Raw genomic sequence first — 20,394 nt, forward strand, 5'->3', positions numbered from 1 at the left:
ACAAACTGGTATTCAGTAGAAATACTGAAATTCTATCCTTACAGCAAATTGTTATTTTAAAAAAATTTCATTCTAAAAAATGTAAATCCTAACTTTGATATTTATAAGCCTAATTTTGACATGAAACGCCTCCAATCCATTGAAGAACTGGATCTGCTACCGAAGTTGCAGAATGGAGATCAAAATGCCTTTACTGCTCTTTACAACAAGTACAGTAATCGTATTTACAACATGTTGTTTAAACTCACTCAATCCCAGGAATTAACTGAGGAACTCTTACAGGACACATTTATTATCCTATGGAATAAAAGATCAGATATTGATCCCGATCAATCTGTAAAGAGCTGGCTACATAAGGTGGCACAGAACGAGGTTTATCAGCTTTATAGGAAAATTGCAAGAGATAGAAAGCTACAGGAACACGTTGTGTTAACTTTCGTTGAATCCTATTCGCATACCGAAGAAGGCATTTATTACAAGGAAAGCCAGGAGTTACTTGAGAAAGCAATGTCTCAATTATCACCACAACGTCGGCAGGTATTTCAGTTGTGCCGTATCGATGGCCACAGTTATCAGCAGGTGGCCGAGATAATGGGCATTTCAGTATCTACCGTAAGCAATCACTTGGTACAAGCTACCGGAATAGTACGTGACTATATCTTTAAATCAAAGGAACGAATAGCAATAATTATTGCTGTACTTCTTTGCAATTAGTATCTCTCTTTTTTTTAAGTTTCTAATTCTTCACAATTATATTAAATATCATATTTTTAATGAACTACAATTTTTTCATTAAAAATTGTAGTTCATTAAGCTCATTACTCTAAATCTATATTCCAAGTATTCTTAATTTGCTCCTTAATTTTTAAGTATTCGTAAGATTCTTTACTTAAAACAAACGCAGCAAGATCAAGCCCAGCCTTCATATTATTAATCGAATTACTTCTGTCTCCTAATTGAGAGTATCCAATACCTACGTTGACATAACAACTGATCTTCATATAATCGTGAACCTTTTCACTATTAATTATTTTATTGTACTTCTCAATTATCTCCCTAATTACCTGTATACTTGGTCTATCTTCTTCCTGAATAGAATCCATAAATACATTTGTAGTAGTTTCAGTAGTAGCCTTTTCTTTTGCACGAGGAGCTGTACTTTCCATAAAATCCATCAATGCAGTAATTTTCTTTAACTCCTTAGACCTTTCTCGTTTAGATATTAGTTTTTCTTGCTTTACCCTTCTAATCTTTAGTTTTGATTCTTTAAACATACTTTTAAATGACAACGATTCTTCATTAGACATGATTCTATTACCATCTTCCTCTTTCTTCAATAGCTTATTAAGTTTATCAATTGCCTTCGTAGATTGATCCTTTACCTCGTTATCAAAAAACTCTTCATTCTTTAGATTTTTCAATACTTTGCCGAGATCGTTCGATATCGAATTTATAGATCTTTGATCCATCTGGTTCGTGTATTTCGAAGTTTGATCACCCTCGTCTTTATCTTCGTTTACATCGAACTCTTGGAATATATACTTTACAGACGACAATAAATCCTCATGTTTAATAATATCTCTATAATTTTGGTTCCTATCACTAGCTTTCTTAAACTCATTTTCCAGTTCATCATAATTAGCAATCCTTATTTCCCTCATTTCTTCTTCAGAGATCTGACCATAAATGTCATCCAAATTTCCAGTGATGTCATCTTCCATTTCTAAACTAGAATTGTCACCATACATCAACTTCTTATCGTTGAAAAAATTCTCTATCTGCTGCTTCAACATATCAGATAGCTTTCCTTCATGCTCTAGCTTGAAATCCACTTTTCGTTCTATTCCAGCAAGACGAAACTCAAAATCAAAATTGAATAATCTTTTCTTATCAGATATTGCCAATGATGCTTCAAGTTTATGTATTAAAATCAACCAATCTATACCTTTTCCAATTGTAGCAATAACATCTGCGACTCCTTCGATTACCTCTTTGCTTAACTTTCCTGTTTTTGCAAGTAGATCATCCGCAATTTTAAGTACAGCTAATGCGGCTTCCAAAAGTAAAATCTGAGCAGCTTTATACGACCCCAATACCCCAATCTCAACACCAACCGCCATTATTCGAATTCCCAGTTCAACAAACCTGTAAGACTCATACCATGGATAATCAACTCTTTTTAGGTCTTCTAGTTCCCTAATTTTATCCTTGATGGAATGAGAAACATTATCTATATTCCGCTGATATTCCAATACAGTCCTTCTCGCATCCTCTAATTTCCCCCTCGCTTCTTTTATTGCTCTATTAATTCCCTCAGCCTTTTCGTAAAGCTTATTAGCTATGTACTGGGTAATATCGCCGAATCCGCTTGTTACAAATTGATAATATATCTCGAAGCTGGCCTTTTCGAGTGATTCCCAATTGCTATTTACCATAATAGCGGATTTGAAGCCAAAAACTTCACTGTAAAGCATAAAAGAGAACTGACTGTTGGCAAAAATAATCCTTGCACCAAATTGCATGAGTCCATCAAACAGATCTAATTTTGCTATCAATACAAAATGTCGGTTATGTTCGTAAGTTGATAACGAAAGAATTGGCCCTTTACTATTGTCATCAACGCGAGATAAGCTCAATACATTACCAATCTTAATGGATTGCTTCATTTCATAATACAGAAACAGTCCCCCTTTAGGATTGGCGTGAAAATTCACCAATTGCTCGACTCCAAGAAACTTAATATTACCCGAAAATGCAAAACCGGTATCAAAATGCCTTCCATTCATTTCAACACCCAATGGACTTAAACATCCATAAAATGTCACATACTTCGATAATGCATATCTCTGGTCATTATTAGACGAAAAAATCTGGTATTGCCTAAATTTGTCTTCATTCTCTACCAGATATGTCCCATCTTGTATCCAAGAATAGTCCTTATAGGATTTGAGCACCAGTTCTGACTTTGCAGTGTCAGGATCTATGTTCAAAATAGATTGATATACCTCTTCCGTCACTCCCTCTCCTTCTTCGGGTTCAGGAAGTACCGCTGGTAATATTTCTATTGGGATAATACCAATCGATTTAAAGATGTCTTCCAATCCAGGGTTTAGTTCGCCCACTATTCCTTCTGTAATATCATATAGCGTCAACCCACTAAATGTAACTGCAAGTAGCTGTTCGCTGGGCATGTTCGGGCTAATATACAAAGCAATAGATCCCGATACCTTCTTAAACATCAGATTCCCCATAAAACCTATAGCAAATGCCGGAGGCTGCAATTGCTGGTTAATGCTTATAAAAAGCTGTCCAAAGTTAAAATCCTTAATACCGAAGACATCTTTAAATGAATCATTTGATTGACCATAGAAAGACAGTTTTCTCGTACTGACCTTTAGTCCGCCTTTGGTAGAGAAAGTCCTGTTATTTGTTATAATTTGTAAGTTGCCAGTCTCAATTCCAAAGCTGATTTCCTTATTCCTGATACTGAATTCAAGTTTATTGCGCTCAATTTTAATTGCCTCACCAATAGCAATATTCGTAATCCCAACCATGAAACTAAAACTCCCGTCCGCAATAATGATTTCCATTTTTTCCAGATCGAAATCAAAATGCTTAGTGATGTCTGAATTCTCGGTGAATATCTGGATAAGATCGGAAAAGGAGAATTTGCTGATAGAAATCCTAATTTCTTTACTATCACGTCGGAAACTGGTAAGTAGACCAAAGAAATCAATACTACCGCTAATACTCCACTCCCGACCTTTGATATATTCAAACTGGCTAATCCTAAAACTTAAATACTTATCTAGTACTTCAACAGTAAACCCGGTATCTAAGGTAGATGACACAGTAAAAGGTTTATTACTGACTTTAATATGTTCAAATTTGGGAGCAACAATTTCTTTTGGTAATTCTATTCCGAAAAGTTTAAGAAATTTATTTGAATCAAGATTCCATATCTCACCACTAAATACAAATCCTTTCCCTGTTTTATAACTACCAGTGACAAGAATGTTAACTTCTTCATCACCATCTTGTGAATTCCCAGTAAGATTTGATTTAGTTACACTGCCATACAACGAAGCTTTGACAAATGTCCCCTCTCTGCTTTTTTCTATTTCAAAAGTAAAAGATTCTATAGCACATTTTAATTCCCCTAGATCATATGAGAATTCAGCATCTATTTCTGCAATTATAGAGTATGTTTTATTTGATGGTACAGCAGAGAATCCTAATTTTTCAATCTTTACATCCGGAAGAAATCCATAGTATTCTTTCTCCAAACCAAGTTTATCTAAAAAGTCATACACATTTATACTTTTTAAAATCCCTCCATATACAGTCATTCCTAGCCCCGACCTATATGTTAAAGTCAAGGAAAGTATGTACTCACTAAAAATTTTAATGTTCAAACCTAAAGAAAGGGAATCCAATTTATCATTTTGGCTTCCGAAATTTACTCCTACTGAAGCTTTATTAATTTCAATATTTTCTAGACCAAGCGTACTAGCCCAACTCTTCAACGTTTCAGGATCAAACCCCGGGATTATACTGGCTATATCTAACAGTGACAACTCTTTAGGAACGATTTCCAATTCCCAAATTGCATTACTAGAAAAATCAATCTTGATATTAAATAATTTCTTTCGAATATACATCTCCGACATTATACTCGCTTTGAAAAGAAGCATTAAAGAACCTGCTTTAGCATAAATTGATTGGAATACTATCCGTGGATCGTTAAATTTTATTTTCTCAGTAATACTAATTTCTTTTGCTATTGATGTGCCAACCGAGATAGTGGTTTGCGTCCTTTGTTTAAAATCGTGTGTAATCTTAAACTCCTGTATTGAGAGTTTTCCCAACAATTCAATTATAAAGCTGGGAATTAGATTAAGCACATCAGGATTAATAACTTCTATAAGTTTTAAAATTTCGATTTCTACGGACGAATCAGTGTTCATTAAATCAGCCACGCCATCAGCACTCACAACACCATTAAGCTTAATATTATTAAACGATCCTTCAAGAATAAGCTTATTACTTTTATTTATTAATAATGCATCACGCAGTACCGTATCTTTTGGCACTAGTACAAAAAGTTCAGGTATTTGACATTCATCATCACTTAGCTTGTTATATTTAGTTTTCTTAGGCAAGTAAGCTAGAAAATTGTCAATTGGAGATCCTACAGAGGCGGTTCCGAAGTATATTGGAACCACAGATATTATCTCTCTCGAGGAAAAAAACATAAATCCGTCTGTTAAACCTTGAGGTACAGGTAAAATATTTTTAATCTGATCTGCATAGAACCATCCTCCAAACACTAAGCGCTGACCCAGTGTACACTGCCTTATATTCCCAAAACCATAACCATATCCAAAACCCGCGAAAGCAAACCCTTCTATATGTTCATATCCTTCTTTTTGGTTTGTTAAAATTGTTTTTATCTCTGCGGTTTTGAGTCTTTTCAAAGTTTCAAAATTTGGATGGCCATGTTGACTTCTGAAACCACTTGAGCAAATAGCGAAAGTCTCAACACAAACTTTACCCCCCGTAACTACATACTTTTTTATACTATCTAAAAAAGGTTTCCGAGTTGAAGTTTCAGATCCATGATGACTAAGCTTAAAAGAATTAATATAATTAAATTTACTTTTATCATTAGCCATTTTTTTTTCTTCAACATGGCTAAGATCCCCTCCAGTATAGTAAATAAAATTTGCTGCTGTATCTCTAATCAACAATGCAATACTAGATTTATTCGTTGGTGTTGTGCCAATGGTAATTTGTCCATTAAATGGCATAACAACCCTATCAATTGCATAGCAATCGATATATATATTATTATCGAAATAAAATAAATTTCCTACGTTAATATTCCAAAAAACAAATGCATTTGGATTTTTCGTATCAACAGGGGGACGACTTTCTAAAGGAGAAAATAGCGGGCATTGAGCAACAAATAGTCTTTTGAGAGCAAGTTTTATAAGACTTTGAGGAAAATAATCTTTTGCACCACCTCCAAAATGATCAGCATCCCAATGTGAGATAAACAAGAAATCAACTTGCTTTCCAGAAAAATTAGATGCCCAATAATTAAAAACAACATCTATCGTACTTGCATTACCAACATCAATCAATATCAACCGTACAATCTGATGGTTTGCGGCATTCTTTATAGCGATAAATTGACAATCACCCTGCCCGACATCAACAGTATGAATTTCTAGGTAGTGCATAATTAAGTATAATTTGGTTTGAAAGATTATAAACATAGGAAAAATCAGCCAAAACATACATTTTGCGTAAAACAATAAACAATTTTGGATATTTTTGTTACAAAATGAGATTATACAACTTCAATAAATCTGCATTTTAAATTATTTTTTGTATTTTTAAAATACGAATCCTCCCAAATTAACCTAAACAGTATTGCTTATGGCCAGAATATATAAGTTGGTAAAACGTACCAATCGGATTATTTATTTTGAGACGTCTCTTGTTGCATTCGTATTGACTATTCTTTTGTGGAAAAAAATGGATCATCATTGGACATTTTTACTACTTACATTTCCAATCTTTGAGATTGTATTTATCCTTACATTCTTTCGAGTAGCATTTATGCGTTACCTGATCACGATTCTCTTTTCGATCATTTACGGATTGATTGTTTATTTTATAGGTAGGTGGCTACAACAAGATGGAGTTACCGTTTCCGTCGTCTTTTCATTTCTCGCCTATTTCTATAGCTTATACTTGCATAAAGACCATTTTGATTATATCAAAAACTCGGATGTGGTTGAGATTGAATATGAATAAATTAAAATTGACTTATGGAAAATAAACTACGTACTTTCTTTTTAATAGCAGGAACCCTACTGTTTTCATTTATTGTCTATGGCTTGGCCACATCCGATTACAAGTCGAAAAAAGCTAGACTTGCTCCCAATGCACAGACTTTGATCGGAACAAAGATTTATAAAAAACCTGATTTGAAGAGTAAGGTTATAGATTCACTTCCCGAAAATAAAGATATTCTGATCGGTAAGGAATACGGTAACTTTTACAAGATTATTAATGCAAAAGATCATCCTGACTCAAACGCAGGATTTATTCTTAAAGAAACTGTTGTTGAAACGAAATAACGGTAAAACTGGATAATCAGAGAATCGCATTATCGCTGTGCTTTTATGGAATAATTAAACCCGCGATACAACATTAACACCTTCATAATTAACTTATTAATTTTTTTTTTCGTATTTTTAGGATGTGAATCTCCCCAGATCAACCTAAATAATACAACTTATGGTCAAAGTCTATAGGCTGGTAAAACGTACCAATCGGATATATATTTTGAGACATCTCTTGTTGCATTCGCATTGACTATTTTTTTTATGGAAAATAATGGATCATCACTGGACATTCTTGCTGATTACATTTCCACTCTTTGAGATTGTCTTTATACTTACATTCTTTAGTGTAGCATTCATGCGCTATATAATCACCATTCTGTTTTCGATAATTTACGGATTGATCGTCTATTACATCAGTAGCTACCTACAACCAGATGGAGTTACGATTTCCGCCGTTTTTGCATTCCTTACCTACTTTTTAAGCCTATATCTGCACAAGGATCACTTCGATTATGTCAAAAGCCCAGATATGGTCGAGATAGAATACGAATAACTAAAAAGCAGAGATATGAAACACAAACAACAAACCATTTTTATAATAATTGGAACACTGCTGTTTGCATTTCTTGTTTACAGCTTGGCAGTATCGGATTACAATCCTAAAAAAACTCGCTTGGCTCCCAACGCCCAAACCTGAATCGAAACAAAGATTTATAAAAATCCTGATTTGAAGAGTAAGATTATAGATTCACTTCCGGAACACACGGACATAATCATCGGAAAGGAATACGCTAATTTTTACAAGATTATTAGGGCAAACGATCACCCTTCATCAAAAGCTGGATTCATTCCTAAAGAAACCGTTATTAAAACCAAATAACTCTAATACAAATTTACAATCCGCTACGTTTACCGAATACCGGTTTTAGTTTATCCCAAAACTGCTGTTCGATTACTTCTACCACAAACCTGTCTGGCATTTCACCGGAAGTCAAAACAACTTCAAAAGTCTGTATTTTGAGATCATAATCTAAGCCACAGTCCCATTTACATAGGTGTAGACTATATGTTCTATTTGCCATGACACCAAAGTGATGTCTCATTCGAGTTTCAAATTTGGTCGTCGAACTCCCGACATACAATACTGTAGACGAATTCATATTGTATCGAGAATGGTTTACCCTATCCTTATTTTTAATCCGCTTTATATTTGTCGCTCTAAAATCTTCAAAGGACCGAATCAACAAAGGCAATTTATCTTCGGATCTTACTTCAATGATGTAAATAAGTGGATTTTTAGTCTTGCTGATTTTAGCAATATGTTCTTTCAGAACTTCCTTAGTTCTGAAATCCGAAGAATTAAAATATAGTTCCTGAAAAGGTCTCACTGTACAGAAGGCAATCTTTTCTGCTAAATCCTGGACATAAACCTGTGATAACAATTGGATTTCATTTGTATCAATTTTCATAGGGAGAGGTTAACGTTCGTCATCAAAAGGCTTGCCTGTGATCGCCACGGGCATACTAACCTCCGTAGCAAATAAACGTTCAACAGTAGCACCACATTTTTGCGCGATTTTCAAAAGATCATGCCTGGCGATATGCGGAGTTATATCTCTCTTGACCAAAGTCGATTTCGGCAAATAATGCATCCCGTCATCCATGACTAACATTCGATCAATGTACCCCAGAGCAAGCATTTCTCTTTTTATCTCCTTATCTTTTTTTAAACCGAATTCCGGCTCTTTAATATCATACGTAATTAATACAGGCATAGCTACATAATTTAGAATATTGAAGATACTAAGTTCTTTTAAACCCACCGTCGAAAAATCGTCGAAAAACAACAAATTTTATTTTTTTTCATTTTCCATTAGTGTGTTTTTCCTCGAGAAGCATATTAGAATAAAAAGGACAATGGAAATACCTAAAGATATACATGAAGTTTACGACCGGTTCCTAAAAAATCAATGCACCGTAGACGAGCTACAAGAGCTGTTCCGATATTTCGGAACGAGTAGCGAAACAGAACTACTCGAATTGATAAAATCCAGATCAGCCGAACTGATGAGCAACGAACTTGCAGATGATCCTGAGCGTATAGAAACACTTGGCACTATCCAGAGCAAAATCGAAAAGAGATTATTTGGTAGGAAGAGAAAAGTGATCCCTTTCAAGTATATCGTATCGGTAGCTGCGGCAATACTCTTGACTATGGTAATCTCCTTGTTCTTAATTCGATACAAAAGGACACCCGTTATCAACGAAATCAACACGCATATAGTCCAGGAAGACATTCTTCCCGGAGGAAACAAAGCGACCTTAATTCTATCTAATGGAAAAACAATAAATCTCGATGAACAGAAACAGGAAATCATAATTGGTGATTCGAGCTTAAACTATGGGGATGGCACAACGTTGGCAACTACCGTCAACGTTGAAACAGCCATATTAAAAACTCCACGAGCTGGACAATATGATATTGTTCTACCGGACGGAACAAAGGTGTCACTAAATGCCGAGTCATCGCTTGAATACCCGGTTAAATTTACAGGTTCAGAAAGACGAGTTAAATTAAATGGTGAAGGTTATTTTGAAGTAGCTCACGACAAAAGTAAACCTTTCCATGTAGAAACAAAAAATCAGGATGTCCAAGTATTGGGAACCGTATTCAACATACAATCCTACACGGAAAAAGAAGCCACTACCCTATTTTCGGGTAAAGTACACGTAGAGAATACCACTACCAAAAAATCAGCAACACTAACACCTGGTCAAAATGCAGTCGCAACTTCTACCAGTTTGAACGTGCAGAACATCGATCTTCACGACTTTGCGATGTGGAAAAAAGGACGATTTGGCGGTTCGTCTAAATCATTAATAGAAGTGCTTACCGAGATAGAAAGATGGTATGATATAGATATAAAAATGAACAAAAATATTAGTAATTCTGAGCGAGCATACATCAGTATCAGTCGGAAAGAGAACCTTTCCGTTGTATTAGATGGTATCGGTCAGACATATGGAGTAAACTTCCAGATCAAGGGAAAGGAGGTAATCATCCAACCAAAGTAGTTTCTATGTTTAGTTCCCAGCTGACTTAAAAATGCCCGTCCAATTGGCGAATCGGACGGGCGGTTGTTGGGTAAATAAAATTTGATTTCGAACAATTTCTAAAAACTAACCAACACACAAATATAATGAATACATCCATTATTAAAAGTGCAGAGGAAACGACACTAAAGGATTTCTGCAAGTCGTATCATTTCGCACAGAAAAAAATTAAAAAACGGATCAATCCGTTACCCTATCTTTTGATAATACTATTCAGTGCAATTAGCCAGCTAATATCAGCACAGGAAGTAACTCTTAAATTCAACAGAACACCATTCAAAACGGCTATCAATGAAATTGAAAAGCAGACTGGCTATTCCTTTTCAGTCAACGACAGACATTTGGCAAATTCGGTTCCGGTCACGGCGACAGCGAAAAATAAACCGTTAAAGGAAGTTCTGAACGTAATCTTTCAAAAGCAGCCATTCGATTATCGCATAAATGGCAAATTGATTATCACTATTGATAAATCGAAAAACAACTCTCAACCGAGCGAAAAACAAAATCCGGTTCGTGGCAGAGTCGTTGACGAGACAGGTTCTCCCCTTGCCGGAGCATCCATCAAAGTTAAAGATCAAGATATTCAAACTTCGACAAATGAAACCGGAATATTTCTAATTAACAATGCACCAGAAAGAGCAACGCTAATCATCGGTTACATGGGATTCGAATCGCGCGAAGTCGAAAGTAACACTGATATTGGAACAATTGTACTATCTCGCACGTTTGCAACGCTTGATGTAGTCGATGTCACCGTTTCTACGGGATACCAAAATATCCCAAAGGAACGTGCAACCGGTTCCTTTGCTTTTGTCGATCAAAAAACAATCGAAAGATCTGTAACACCCAATATCCTTGACAGGCTTGAAGGCGTAGTTAGCGGTATGATCTTCAATAAAAACAGACCTACGGATTTACCAAAAAACTCCCCTATCACCGTGCGCGGCCGTAGTACACTTTTCGCTAATGCTGAACCGTTGATCATCGTAGATAATTTTCCATACGAAGGTGATCTAACAAATATCAATCCTAATGACATTGAAACAATTTCAGTTCTAAAAGATGCGGCCGCAGCATCGGCTTGGGGTTCCCGTAGCGGTAATGGTGTAATCGTGATCACAACAAAGAAAGGTGCTTTAGACAGTAAGCCGACTGTCTCTTTAACGTCCAACCTGACAGTATCTTCTAAACCGGATTTATACTATTCCCCACAGATAAGTACAGAGCAATACTTGGAAGTTGAACAATTCCTTTTCAATAAGGGCGCTTTTGACACCCGGATCAATAACGGTTACGATTACCTAACACCGGCAGTGGATATTTTTTTAGGTCGTAGAAATGGTACGATTTCAGTAGCAGATTCTTTAGCAAGGATTAACCAATTAAAAACCTATGATAGCCGGGATCAGCTATCAAAATATCTATATAGAAAAGCGTTCAACCAACAGTATCAGGCGAGTATTGCTGGTGGTGGATCAACAAACAAGTACTACTTTTCAACCGGATTCGATCAAAATAAGGGCTCAAAAGTAAACGATCAGATTGATCGTTTTACCTTAAACATGAGCAATACCTGGCTTTTGCTTAACAAGCGATTGGAACTTTTTTCCAATATCACCTATACATCAAATAATAATACGGTTGGTCGCTCAGTAATACTTCCAACGCCCTACAGCCAAATAGCTGATGAAAATGGGAACCCTATTAATTCACACTACAAGTTAAGAGAATCATTTATTACCGATATGACAGGTAAAGGCTTCTTAGATTGGAGTAATAAACCATTGGAAGAAATTCAGAATAACTACGGTGCGCGTAAAATGAAACTATCCGATTATCGTATTAATGCGTCCGCATCCTATAAAATTATCGAAGGCTTAAAGCTTTCTGGATTATATGGCTTTCAAAACGGCATTTATAACGAGAATACGTTAAATCAACAGGAATCATACTACACACGTGATTTGATCAATACGTATTCGCAGGTAGATCCATCGACGAAACAACTTAGCTATCCTGTTCCAATGGGCGCAATATTGGATTATGTCAACTCCCGATTAAAATCACACAATGGTCGAGTTCAGCTTAATTTCGATCAAAAATGGGGTAACCACTTGGTTAATGCTATTGCGGGAACAGAGATTCGATCAACCAAGTCGGAAAGAACATCGGATCGCTTTTATGGATTTGATGAAAACACAAAAGTAAACCTTAATAATCAGGTAAATTATAATGTCGATTACGCCTATTCTTTTGGAGGTGGTGCTGATCGGGTACCGAACTTTTCCATGATCGGTGAAACCACTAACAATTTTGTTTCCTATTATACAAATATAGGTTACACTTATTCCGATCGTTATTTAGCTTCTTTTAGTGCGCGAAAAGATGAGTCAAATATATTTGGCGTTAGTACCAATCAAAAAGGAGTGCCGTTATGGAGTGCCGGACTTGGTTGGGTAATCTCGAAAGAAGATTTCTATAACATCCCCGAACTGCCACTTCTAAAGATCAGGGCAACTTACGGCTACACAGGAAATGTCAATAATAGTTTATCCGCACTCTTAACTTCACGTTTTATAGGAAACAACAAATATGCTGTTCCTTATGGTGGTATAATAAATCCCCCAAATCCATCACTACGTTGGGAAAAGATCAAAAACATAAATCTGGGTTTAGATTTTAGCTTAATCAAAAATAGGATCAGTGGTAGTTTTGATTACTGGGCGAAAGAAGGACTTGATTTGATCGGTAACAGTCCTATTGCACCACAAACAGGAATCACTCAATACACTGGAAATACGGCGAATACGATGACCAAAGGAATCGATCTACAACTAAACTCAATCAACCTCAATGGTGCTGTATCTTGGTACACCACTCTTTTATATAACTATACAACCAGTAAGGTTACAAAATACATGACCTTCAATGGCTCTAACTATGACGTGATCACAGCCAATTACAATAACCCGCTAGAAGGCTATCCCTATTACTCAATTTTCAGCTTTAATTACGCAGGCTTGGATAATCAAGGTGATCCACAGGGATACTTAAATGGCGAAGTAAGCAAGAATTACAGTTTAATATCTAATTCAACAAATAGAGACGAATTAATCTATAACGGTTCCGCTGTTCCAACACATTTCGGAAGTTTAAGAAACACTATTTCCTACAAACAATTTGACCTATCGTTTATGATCAATTTCAAATTGGGTTATTATTTTCGTAGGTACTCATTGAATAATGGTGCAATCTATAGTTCAAGTATCCCAACATACCAAAATAATACCGATTACGATTTGCGATGGCAATCACAAGGAGACGAATTAAAAACTAGCGTCCCAAATCTGATTTATCCATCGAATTTCTTTCGCGACGGTATATATCTAAACTCAACGAATTTAGTAGAGAAAGCAGATAATATACGTTTACAGGATATACGATTGGGGTATAATCTTCCTCCTAATACTACGGGGTTAATAAAGCGATTGAATATCTATGCTTATGCAAATAATTTAGGCTTTATATGGCGTGCAAATAAACACAAGTTAGACCCCGATTATCCGGCAGGCATCCCACTTGTCAAAAATTTTTCTCTGGGTTTAAAAGCTGATTTTTAATATTTAATTCAACAAAAATGAAAAAATTAGTACCTATACATATCATTCTCACACTTCAAGTTTTCTTACTAGTAGGCTGTAGTAAAACAGAATTTCTAAATGAGAAACCAAGTGCTGACATTGAACAACCTACGACAATTCCCGCTTTTCAGCAATTATTGGAAAATACTACCATATTTAATCTAACTGGTGGGCTAGCACAGATCGGAGCGGATGACCTGTATGTTACCGATGCTAACTGGCAAACAGCAACTGCAACCGAAAGAAATGCTTACATATGGAACGATGTCATTTATGACGGAGATAAAAACATAACGGATTGGAACACGTTGTACTCGGCAATATTTCATGCAAATGTGGTTTTAGAAGGATTGGAAAAGAATAACCTAACCAGTACGCCTGAAGGAAAGTTTACAAAAGGGTGGGCATTGGTAAACAGGGCTTTTGCTTACTATGACTTAATTAATACATTTTGCGTTCCATACGATGTTAGCTCTGCAACTACTGACCTTGGTGTTCCACTTCGTCTTTCCGGTAATATTGATTATACCGAACAACGCGCTACTTTACAGAAATGCGTAGATCTGATCATAAATGATCTGATGACCAGTATTGATCTATTGCCTGCCACAAGGCCGGATAACAACCTAAATAGACCTTGGAGAAATGCAGTTTATGCAATGCTTGCAAGAATCTATCACAACCATCGAAATTACGACCAAGCTGAACTTTACGCCGACAAATCTTTAGATAATTACAGCGTATTACTCGATTATAAAACATTCAGTAAAACAGCCAACAATCCATTCACTAACAAAAATGGGGAAATCATTTACTATGCTAATCAGATCGGAAGCTATGCCACAACGACGATCAACACTGCCGGAACTAAAGCATTCGTCTCACCCACTCTAATTAATATGTATGAGCCTAACGACCCTCGAAAACCACTCTACTTTAGAGTACTTGCAAATGGCTTCTATGGAAAAAAAATAGGCTATCAAGGGGTTGGAAATTATCACTTCACAGGGCTGACAACAGCTGAAATGTATTTGATAAAAGCGGAGTGTCTTGCAAGAAAACAAAAAACACTAGAAGCAATGGACAAACTAAATATATTGCTTTCAAACCGTTGGGATTCGAAAATGACAGTTCCAGAAATGACATTTATACCAAAGACCGCAACCAACTGGCAAAATGCTTTAAACCAAGTTCTACACGAGCGTCGCAAAGAACTAGTATGGCGAGGACTTCGCTGGCATGATCTCCGAAGATTAAATAAGGAGGGCGAAAATATTACGCTAACGCGTACCGTTGATAATAAAACTTATACGTTGGCACCAAACTCTCCACGTTATACAATGCCAATACCGGATGATGAAATTCTTTTTTCCGGATTACAACAAAACATACGATAATGAAAAACTATATTATATTCCTAATTCAAATTATTGCATTTCAATTTGCCATCGGGCAAAATGCCAACATCATTATAAAAGGTCGCATTTCTAATGAAGCTCCAAGGAGTTTCTCCGATGACTTTTGGTTCTATGATGAATATAATTTACTTGCCTCTAACGCAGGCGACGTTTACCCGTTCCACCTAGATAATGGTAAATTTGAAGTAAGATTAGTGGCGAATGAACCTTATGGATACTTCCGCTGTCGCGCAGTATTTTTAACTTCTCAACTCCTCGATCTATATCTTATGCAACCGGGAGATAGTATCTTTATGGATATACAGGGAAATGATAAAGTCTTGTTTAGTGGAAAAGGGAGTGAAAAACTTAACTATCAAAGCTATGCGGCGAGAATAGCTAGTGATGCGAATTTTATATCGCATAAGGATACTGTAAAATACGGAAAATTAGATTATCCCTCTATGAAATTAAAGAAGATACAAGACGGGATAAATCTTTGCATCGATTCTCTTAAAAAACTAAATAAGATCGCAGATGATATGACTATTGAAATACTTAGAGTAAATACACTGTCAAACTTTAGCAAACTTTATGTTGCGAGTTTAGGAAGTATTTATCCATCTTCCAACGAAAAAGAGAAACAATTCATACTAAATTATTTACAAACCATTATACTCCAACAGCAAACTGCAACGATAAGCAACGAGAAAATTCTTAAAAATTGTCCGGCATATCAGAATTTACTATACTATACACAACTCTATTACGACAGACTGATTTTAAACAATTCAATTGTAAATGCTGTAAAAATCCATTCAACTTATAATTCCTTTGAAAAAAACTATACCGGTTTATTAAGAGACAAACTAATAACCGCTTTACTTATTCAGCAAGATCGAGATGATCAATCATTACCTCTTGCTGAAAATGCGCTCACATTTCTTACCGATCAACGTAGTAAATTCACGATTGCAAAATTTGTAAATTCAAGAAAGTCTGGCTTCGCAGCTTATCCCTTTATATTTGAAACAATTGACGGAAACAATATTAAGCTAGACGATTTTAAAGGAAAGCTATTAATTATTGATAGTTGGTACTACGGCTGTACGAATTGTGCAATTCTATCTCACAATTTAGCTCCAGTGGTTAAAAAATATAAGAATTCTGACAAAGTCACTTTTCTTAGTGTTAATGTTGATCGCGATAAAGTTAAATTCAAAAAAGGAATAGAATCGGGACTTTATGGGGAAAAAGGAGTTTTGCATGTTTGGACTAAAGGAAATGGTGAGAAAGATCCATTTATAAAACATTACCAGTACTACGGTTATCCAAATATCTTAATTATAGATGAAAATGGAAATGTACTTACCGCAAATCCTTTCGAAACAGGAGAAGAAGCCGCCAAAAAAATTGATGAAATCATTAAAAATAATATTTAAGATTGAGCACGGTAACTTTAAGTTACCGTGCTAACCTAAAAGAATATTCGTTAGTTATTGCCAAAGCCCCTTTTCTGAAGATTGATAGTTTGGCGTTGCCGGAAGACTATTAGCATTTAATGGATTACTTCCTTGGTCAGATGCAAATGAAATCACGCAAGGATGTGGTACCTCATTGGCGCATCTCTCTAAGTCAGGCATGGAGGATCCAGGAGCTTTGGTGTAGATACCCGGAGAAGTTAAAACATAATAAAAATTAGCTAGTGATTCTTTTTTCTGTTCAGCGGTTCTGAAAGCGGAAAAACCTACGGCAAGGCCAGAAATAGCTAGTCCTAAAGCCACTTTTTTAAAATTGTTCATAGTATTAAAATTTAGAATTGGTTACTGATTTTTTGTAGCCCCGGCATAGTATATCCCAATGAGACCTAAAATTATAAAGGCAAGATTGAACCAAGAATGTTGCACCCAATTGAGGGATTCGATCACTCCGCCACAATAGCACGGTAGTTTACTTCCGGAAATAAGTAAGTACAGTATAAATACCGTAAATCCGGTGATAATTCCTGTGAAAGCGTAGAGCCCCCACAGAATTGTTCTTTGAAACATTAACATAACAGCGATCAAAAACTCGCTGACAATAATGAATGCTGCTAAAAATGTGCTGTATGGTCGCAAGATAGCAAGCCTGGCTAGACCACTTTGAAATCGATCAAATTCGACCGCTTTCGTATACCCTGTATAAACGAACAGGAAAATTGCGAGCAAGGAAATAATCAAGACAATGGTTTTACCGTATCGCTCACTGAACGACACAGTACGGGATCTTACGTCGTACATAGTAGGTAATAATTTGGAAATACAATTCGGGCTTAATATGAGATTGATAAATTCAGATTATCGATCCCTTACTTCACTTTCCATACGGAAAGAGTTAATGATCAATCAAAGTGGTAAGACACTCACTTTCAAAACATAACAGTTAACTGATTTTGATAATGGTAAACTTAGTACAAATTGCAATATAGCGCAATACGGAAAATCGTAAAATACTACACACAAACACTTTAACTACCAAAAAAGCAAATGTTTACTACCCAAATCGCAAATTTACCCCCCGAAACAACATAGCTATTTTCGGAAAAAAGATTCGATTGTTGTAATATTATCTTTGGTAACGATTAAGTAAGTAGAATTGGGAATCAATTTTAGCATATTTTCATCTAAAGCGAGTTCCAGAGTATCTCTTTTCTCTCCAATCTTGTACGCAGTCACAAATGACATATTGATAATTACTCCCCTACTTATCTGACAGTACTTTAAAGATGTATATTTCTCACGAAGTGATGCAAGCGATAAATTTATCGGATACGACTTGTTTGTCAAAGTAAAAACACGCACCTGCTTATTAACAGTTGCAAACATGATAATGTCCTCAACTACATCTAATTGATAAGAACGACCATAATATTCAATTTCTAACACTACCTGTTCATCCTTATTTTCGGGAACCTCATTGGAATCAAAGTTATCAGATTCAAAAGGAACCGTTAATGCACCCGATTCCAATGCGCGTTTATGTAAATGCCTGTAAAAAAGAACTACCAAAAGCATATTCATTAAAATCACAAATGCGACTACAATAGGATAATCCACAAGCAAAAAACCGCTTTCAACTATATCCCTTCCAGTACTGGTAAATAGTATATAAAACAGCAAAAGGTCAAAAAGAGATGGTAGGATAATTCCAAGTACAATCTGTAATACTAACCGCTGTAAAAACTTATCAGTCCATAATACGATCCCATCGAGCCATATCATAAATGTTTGAATCAGCCAAATCATTCCATACGCAGCAGCAACGCTCGGAACTAAGGAAATATAGAAGTCCCAGCAAAGAATCGCTTCTCCAAAATTGATAGATCTGCCATGAAAAGTAATATAAAGTGCGGCAACAAATGAGATAGCGAGTTGGGAACTACGCTTTAAGTAGGTCGGTAACGGCATGCTTATCTAATTAAAGAATTTTAACAAGGAGTTAAAATACAATAAATTATTTACATTTAATTAAGTTTTTATGACAAAACAACCAATGACCCCTACTGGAGTCCAAGACAAAGTTGACGAATTGTACCTATTATCGGACACAGCATTGGATGCTGAAGCAGCAGCAGTACAAGCCGACTTCAAAGCCTGGATTAAAGCAAACTTTACTTTGACAAGTAAACAAGAGGATTACTTGGATGAATTAGGAAGTCAAATCTTAGGCTTCTTTGGTGCAAGTTGCTCGGTATCTTTTTCAAACAGACTTCCGATCGATTTTATCTACCCTGCCCCTCCAACAACGGAGTACTCAAAGTACACAGGTTGCAACAATGCATTAGCGGTAAAATCCGATGGTGGCAAACCAGTAGCCACTGGTACAATTTCTTTTGAGATTACTTACGCAGAAAAATAGTAATCAAAAAACAGGTAGACTATCCAGTCTACCTGTTGACTTTCTATAAAAAATTTCTAATTGACAGTGTTTTTTAGCTATAAAGGAATTGCATAAACTGCTTGCGCATTTGGTCAGGTATGACATAATTTATACCAGTTGCGGAATGTTGAGCAGTACTTCCTAGCATTTTCATAACTTGATGATATTTTTTCACGTTACTTTCGTTTCTGTTAACGAAATCTAAGTAATATCTCATTACTATTCCTGCAATTAGATCTGCTACCTGTAAAGAAACTACTTCTTTAGAATCTGCAAAATTTAATTTTTTGGAAGTCTGAATTCTAAACTTAACCAAATTTTGAATTTGTGTTCCTTTGATTAACCCATCAACTTCAACTTCCTTCATTTGCTTTAAAGCCGATTCAAATATTACATCAAATTGCTTTTGTTCATCATGGATAATATCAATTTCATCCGTACTATTAAACTTCTCTGCCCGCGCCAACAAATTTGTAAACGCATTAAAGTTAGGTAACAAAAAGAGTAATCGCCCCTTTGGATTGGGATCGGGAATGGGCAAGTAAAATTTTAATGCTTTCTCGGCATCGGTGTGCTTCAATTCATAATACTCATCGATGGTAGCTCTTGCATTCTTTAATAGTAATTGAAATACCTCTCCTTTCGAATTTTCTAAATGCTCAGTTAGCCTTTGATAAAAAATCTCTAAACTACCGTTGTTGTAATTTGTCATTGAATCAAGAAAACTCTGATAAATGCCCGAGTTTATATACTTATCTAAATTAGATGCTATGAACCTCTTCATAAAAATAATTTCGTCAGTGATCACAGGGTACGAATAATGAGGAACAAAAACATAATCTACTAAATGTTGATTTACAAAATACATTTTATCCATTAATTCAATAAAAATCGGAACTTTCTCCTTTACTAAATACATGATAAGATCTTCACAAAACTTAAAATTACTTTCGTATAGACTTTTTGCCTTTAGTTCATTTCCCTGAATTTTATACTTAACTCTTAATTCATTGACAAATGCTTCAAGCTTTATCTTGGCGTCTAGCCCTAAGATTAGTCCAGCTAAAACATACAAAGGCTGATCTTCAAAATTGCTAGTTGAATTTTTGAATTGAATTGGGCCTGTATTTCCACTTTCGTCGATATAAATCTTCATATTATTATACCTGTTAATTTTGAAATAAC

General features: G+C 35.6%; 17 protein-coding genes. 10 read left to right on the forward strand and 7 right to left on the reverse strand.

All coding sequences use genetic code 11. The features are described from left to right. Positions 1-120 precede the first annotated feature (120 nt). Positions 121-714 carry an RNA polymerase sigma factor gene (locus tag E6C50_RS01935; RefSeq protein ID WP_136401516.1) on the forward strand — a complete coding sequence of 198 codons (594 nt, stop codon included), beginning with the start codon at positions 121-123 and terminating at the stop codon, positions 712-714. 104 nt (positions 715-818) lie between these two features. Here E6C50_RS01935 and E6C50_RS01940 read toward each other — a convergent pair whose 3' ends face one another. Beyond that, positions 819-6,245 carry a ComEC/Rec2 family competence protein gene (locus tag E6C50_RS01940; RefSeq protein WP_136401517.1) on the reverse strand — a complete coding sequence of 1,809 codons (5,427 nt, stop codon included), beginning with the start codon at positions 6,243-6,245 and terminating at the stop codon, positions 819-821. A 199-nt stretch (positions 6,246-6,444) separates the two neighbouring features. Between E6C50_RS01940 and E6C50_RS01945 the strand changes: the two genes are divergently transcribed. The 4 genes from E6C50_RS01945 (at position 6,445) to E6C50_RS18015 (ending at position 7,836) form a co-directional block, all read left to right on the forward strand. Further along, positions 6,445-6,825, forward strand: coding sequence for a hypothetical protein (locus tag E6C50_RS01945; RefSeq protein ID WP_136401518.1), 381 nt, complete (start codon positions 6,445-6,447; stop codon positions 6,823-6,825). 14 nt (positions 6,826-6,839) lie between these two features. After that, positions 6,840-7,151 carry an SH3 domain-containing protein gene (locus E6C50_RS01950; RefSeq protein ID WP_136401519.1) on the forward strand — a complete coding sequence of 104 codons (312 nt, stop codon included), beginning with the start codon at positions 6,840-6,842 and terminating at the stop codon, positions 7,149-7,151. 259 nt (positions 7,152-7,410) lie between these two features. Beyond that, positions 7,411-7,692 (forward strand): hypothetical protein, encoded by a 282-nt coding sequence (locus E6C50_RS01955; RefSeq protein ID WP_136401520.1) that lies wholly within the window; start codon positions 7,411-7,413, stop codon positions 7,690-7,692. 15 nt (positions 7,693-7,707) lie between these two features. Further along, on the forward strand, positions 7,708-7,836 hold the full coding sequence (locus E6C50_RS18015) for a hypothetical protein (RefSeq protein ID WP_262712794.1): 129 nt from the start codon (positions 7,708-7,710) through the stop codon (positions 7,834-7,836). A 196-nt stretch (positions 7,837-8,032) separates the two neighbouring features. Here E6C50_RS18015 and E6C50_RS01960 read toward each other — a convergent pair whose 3' ends face one another. Together E6C50_RS01960 and E6C50_RS01965 are read right to left on the reverse strand one after the other, a co-directional pair. Continuing rightward, positions 8,033-8,608 (reverse strand): hypothetical protein, encoded by a 576-nt coding sequence (locus tag E6C50_RS01960; RefSeq protein ID WP_136401521.1) that lies wholly within the window; start codon positions 8,606-8,608, stop codon positions 8,033-8,035. A 9-nt stretch (positions 8,609-8,617) separates the two neighbouring features. Further along, positions 8,618-8,914: a hypothetical protein gene (locus E6C50_RS01965; RefSeq protein WP_136401522.1), complete on the reverse strand. Its 297-nt coding sequence runs from the start codon at positions 8,912-8,914 to the stop codon at positions 8,618-8,620. 388 nt (positions 8,915-9,302) lie between these two features. Here E6C50_RS01965 and E6C50_RS01970 point away from each other — a divergent pair, with 388 nt between their 5' ends. From E6C50_RS01970 to E6C50_RS01985, 4 genes are all read left to right on the forward strand, one after another. Further along, entirely contained in the window at positions 9,303-10,214 is a 912-nt protein-coding gene (locus tag E6C50_RS01970) for a FecR family protein (RefSeq protein ID WP_168732723.1), read from the forward strand. Between the two features lie 125 nt (positions 10,215-10,339). After that, positions 10,340-13,873: a SusC/RagA family TonB-linked outer membrane protein gene (locus E6C50_RS01975; RefSeq protein WP_136401524.1), complete on the forward strand. Its 3,534-nt coding sequence runs from the start codon at positions 10,340-10,342 to the stop codon at positions 13,871-13,873. A 17-nt stretch (positions 13,874-13,890) separates the two neighbouring features. Beyond that, entirely contained in the window at positions 13,891-15,291 is a 1,401-nt protein-coding gene (locus E6C50_RS01980; RefSeq protein WP_136401525.1) for a RagB/SusD family nutrient uptake outer membrane protein, read from the forward strand. After that, the gene (locus tag E6C50_RS01985; protein ID WP_136401526.1) at positions 15,291-16,733 is read left to right on the forward strand and encodes a TlpA family protein disulfide reductase; all 1,443 of its coding nucleotides are present in this window, start codon (positions 15,291-15,293) and stop codon (positions 16,731-16,733) included. The genes E6C50_RS01980 and E6C50_RS01985 overlap by 1 nt, the downstream gene beginning before the upstream one ends. Before the next feature lie 54 nt (positions 16,734-16,787). Here E6C50_RS01985 and E6C50_RS01990 read toward each other — a convergent pair whose 3' ends face one another. The 3 genes from E6C50_RS01990 to E6C50_RS02000 all read right to left on the reverse strand — a co-directional run bounded on the left by E6C50_RS01990 (position 16,788) and on the right by E6C50_RS02000 (position 18,737). After that, on the reverse strand, positions 16,788-17,093 hold the full coding sequence (locus tag E6C50_RS01990; protein WP_136401527.1) for a hypothetical protein: 306 nt from the start codon (positions 17,091-17,093) through the stop codon (positions 16,788-16,790). 21 nt (positions 17,094-17,114) lie between these two features. Continuing rightward, positions 17,115-17,570, reverse strand: coding sequence for a MauE/DoxX family redox-associated membrane protein (locus tag E6C50_RS01995; protein WP_136401528.1), 456 nt, complete (start codon positions 17,568-17,570; stop codon positions 17,115-17,117). 291 nt (positions 17,571-17,861) lie between these two features. Then, positions 17,862-18,737: a LytTR family DNA-binding domain-containing protein gene (locus E6C50_RS02000; protein ID WP_136401529.1), complete on the reverse strand. Its 876-nt coding sequence runs from the start codon at positions 18,735-18,737 to the stop codon at positions 17,862-17,864. Positions 18,738-18,807: 70 nt separating this feature from the next. Between E6C50_RS02000 and E6C50_RS02005 the strand changes: the two genes are divergently transcribed. Further along, positions 18,808-19,188 carry a hypothetical protein gene (locus E6C50_RS02005; protein ID WP_136401530.1) on the forward strand — a complete coding sequence of 127 codons (381 nt, stop codon included), beginning with the start codon at positions 18,808-18,810 and terminating at the stop codon, positions 19,186-19,188. A 73-nt stretch (positions 19,189-19,261) separates the two neighbouring features. Here the strand turns inward: E6C50_RS02005 and E6C50_RS02010 are convergent, their stop codons facing one another. Continuing rightward, a complete protein-coding gene (locus tag E6C50_RS02010; RefSeq protein WP_136401531.1) occupies positions 19,262-20,365 on the reverse strand; it encodes a DUF3800 domain-containing protein in 1,104 nt (367 codons plus the stop codon). Between the last annotated feature and the right edge of the window lie 29 nt (positions 20,366-20,394).

Origin of the sequence: Flavobacterium supellecticarium, from assembly GCF_004801375.1 — a bacterium.
GTDB classification, from domain to species: domain Bacteria; phylum Bacteroidota; class Bacteroidia; order Flavobacteriales; family Flavobacteriaceae; genus Flavobacterium; species Flavobacterium supellecticarium.

Excerpts from the sequence above, each read along its gene's own strand:
- E6C50_RS01985 (WP_136401526.1), top strand. The coding sequence starts at position 15,291 with ATGAAAAACTATATTATATTCCTAATTCAAATTATTGCATTTCAATTT.
- E6C50_RS18015 (WP_262712794.1), top strand. The coding sequence starts at position 7,708 with ATGAAACACAAACAACAAACCATTTTTATAATAATTGGAACACTGCTG.
- E6C50_RS01990 (WP_136401527.1), bottom strand. The coding sequence starts at position 17,093 with ATGAACAATTTTAAAAAAGTGGCTTTAGGACTAGCTATTTCTGGCCTT.
- E6C50_RS01935 (WP_136401516.1), top strand. The coding sequence starts at position 121 with ATGAAACGCCTCCAATCCATTGAAGAACTGGATCTGCTACCGAAGTTG.
- E6C50_RS01980 (WP_136401525.1), top strand. The coding sequence starts at position 13,891 with ATGAAAAAATTAGTACCTATACATATCATTCTCACACTTCAAGTTTTC.
- E6C50_RS02010 (WP_136401531.1), bottom strand. The coding sequence starts at position 20,365 with ATGAAGATTTATATCGACGAAAGTGGAAATACAGGCCCAATTCAATTC.
- E6C50_RS01955 (WP_136401520.1), top strand. The coding sequence starts at position 7,411 with ATGGATCATCACTGGACATTCTTGCTGATTACATTTCCACTCTTTGAG.
- E6C50_RS01965 (WP_136401522.1), bottom strand. The coding sequence starts at position 8,914 with ATGCCTGTATTAATTACGTATGATATTAAAGAGCCGGAATTCGGTTTA.
- E6C50_RS01940 (WP_136401517.1), bottom strand. The coding sequence starts at position 6,245 with ATGCACTACCTAGAAATTCATACTGTTGATGTCGGGCAGGGTGATTGT.
- E6C50_RS02005 (WP_136401530.1), top strand. The coding sequence starts at position 18,808 with ATGACAAAACAACCAATGACCCCTACTGGAGTCCAAGACAAAGTTGAC.
- E6C50_RS02000 (WP_136401529.1), bottom strand. The coding sequence starts at position 18,737 with ATGCCGTTACCGACCTACTTAAAGCGTAGTTCCCAACTCGCTATCTCA.
- E6C50_RS01995 (WP_136401528.1), bottom strand. The coding sequence starts at position 17,570 with ATGTACGACGTAAGATCCCGTACTGTGTCGTTCAGTGAGCGATACGGT.
- E6C50_RS01945 (WP_136401518.1), top strand. The coding sequence starts at position 6,445 with ATGGCCAGAATATATAAGTTGGTAAAACGTACCAATCGGATTATTTAT.
- E6C50_RS01975 (WP_136401524.1), top strand. The coding sequence starts at position 10,340 with ATGAATACATCCATTATTAAAAGTGCAGAGGAAACGACACTAAAGGAT.
- E6C50_RS01950 (WP_136401519.1), top strand. The coding sequence starts at position 6,840 with ATGGAAAATAAACTACGTACTTTCTTTTTAATAGCAGGAACCCTACTG.
- E6C50_RS01960 (WP_136401521.1), bottom strand. The coding sequence starts at position 8,608 with ATGAAAATTGATACAAATGAAATCCAATTGTTATCACAGGTTTATGTC.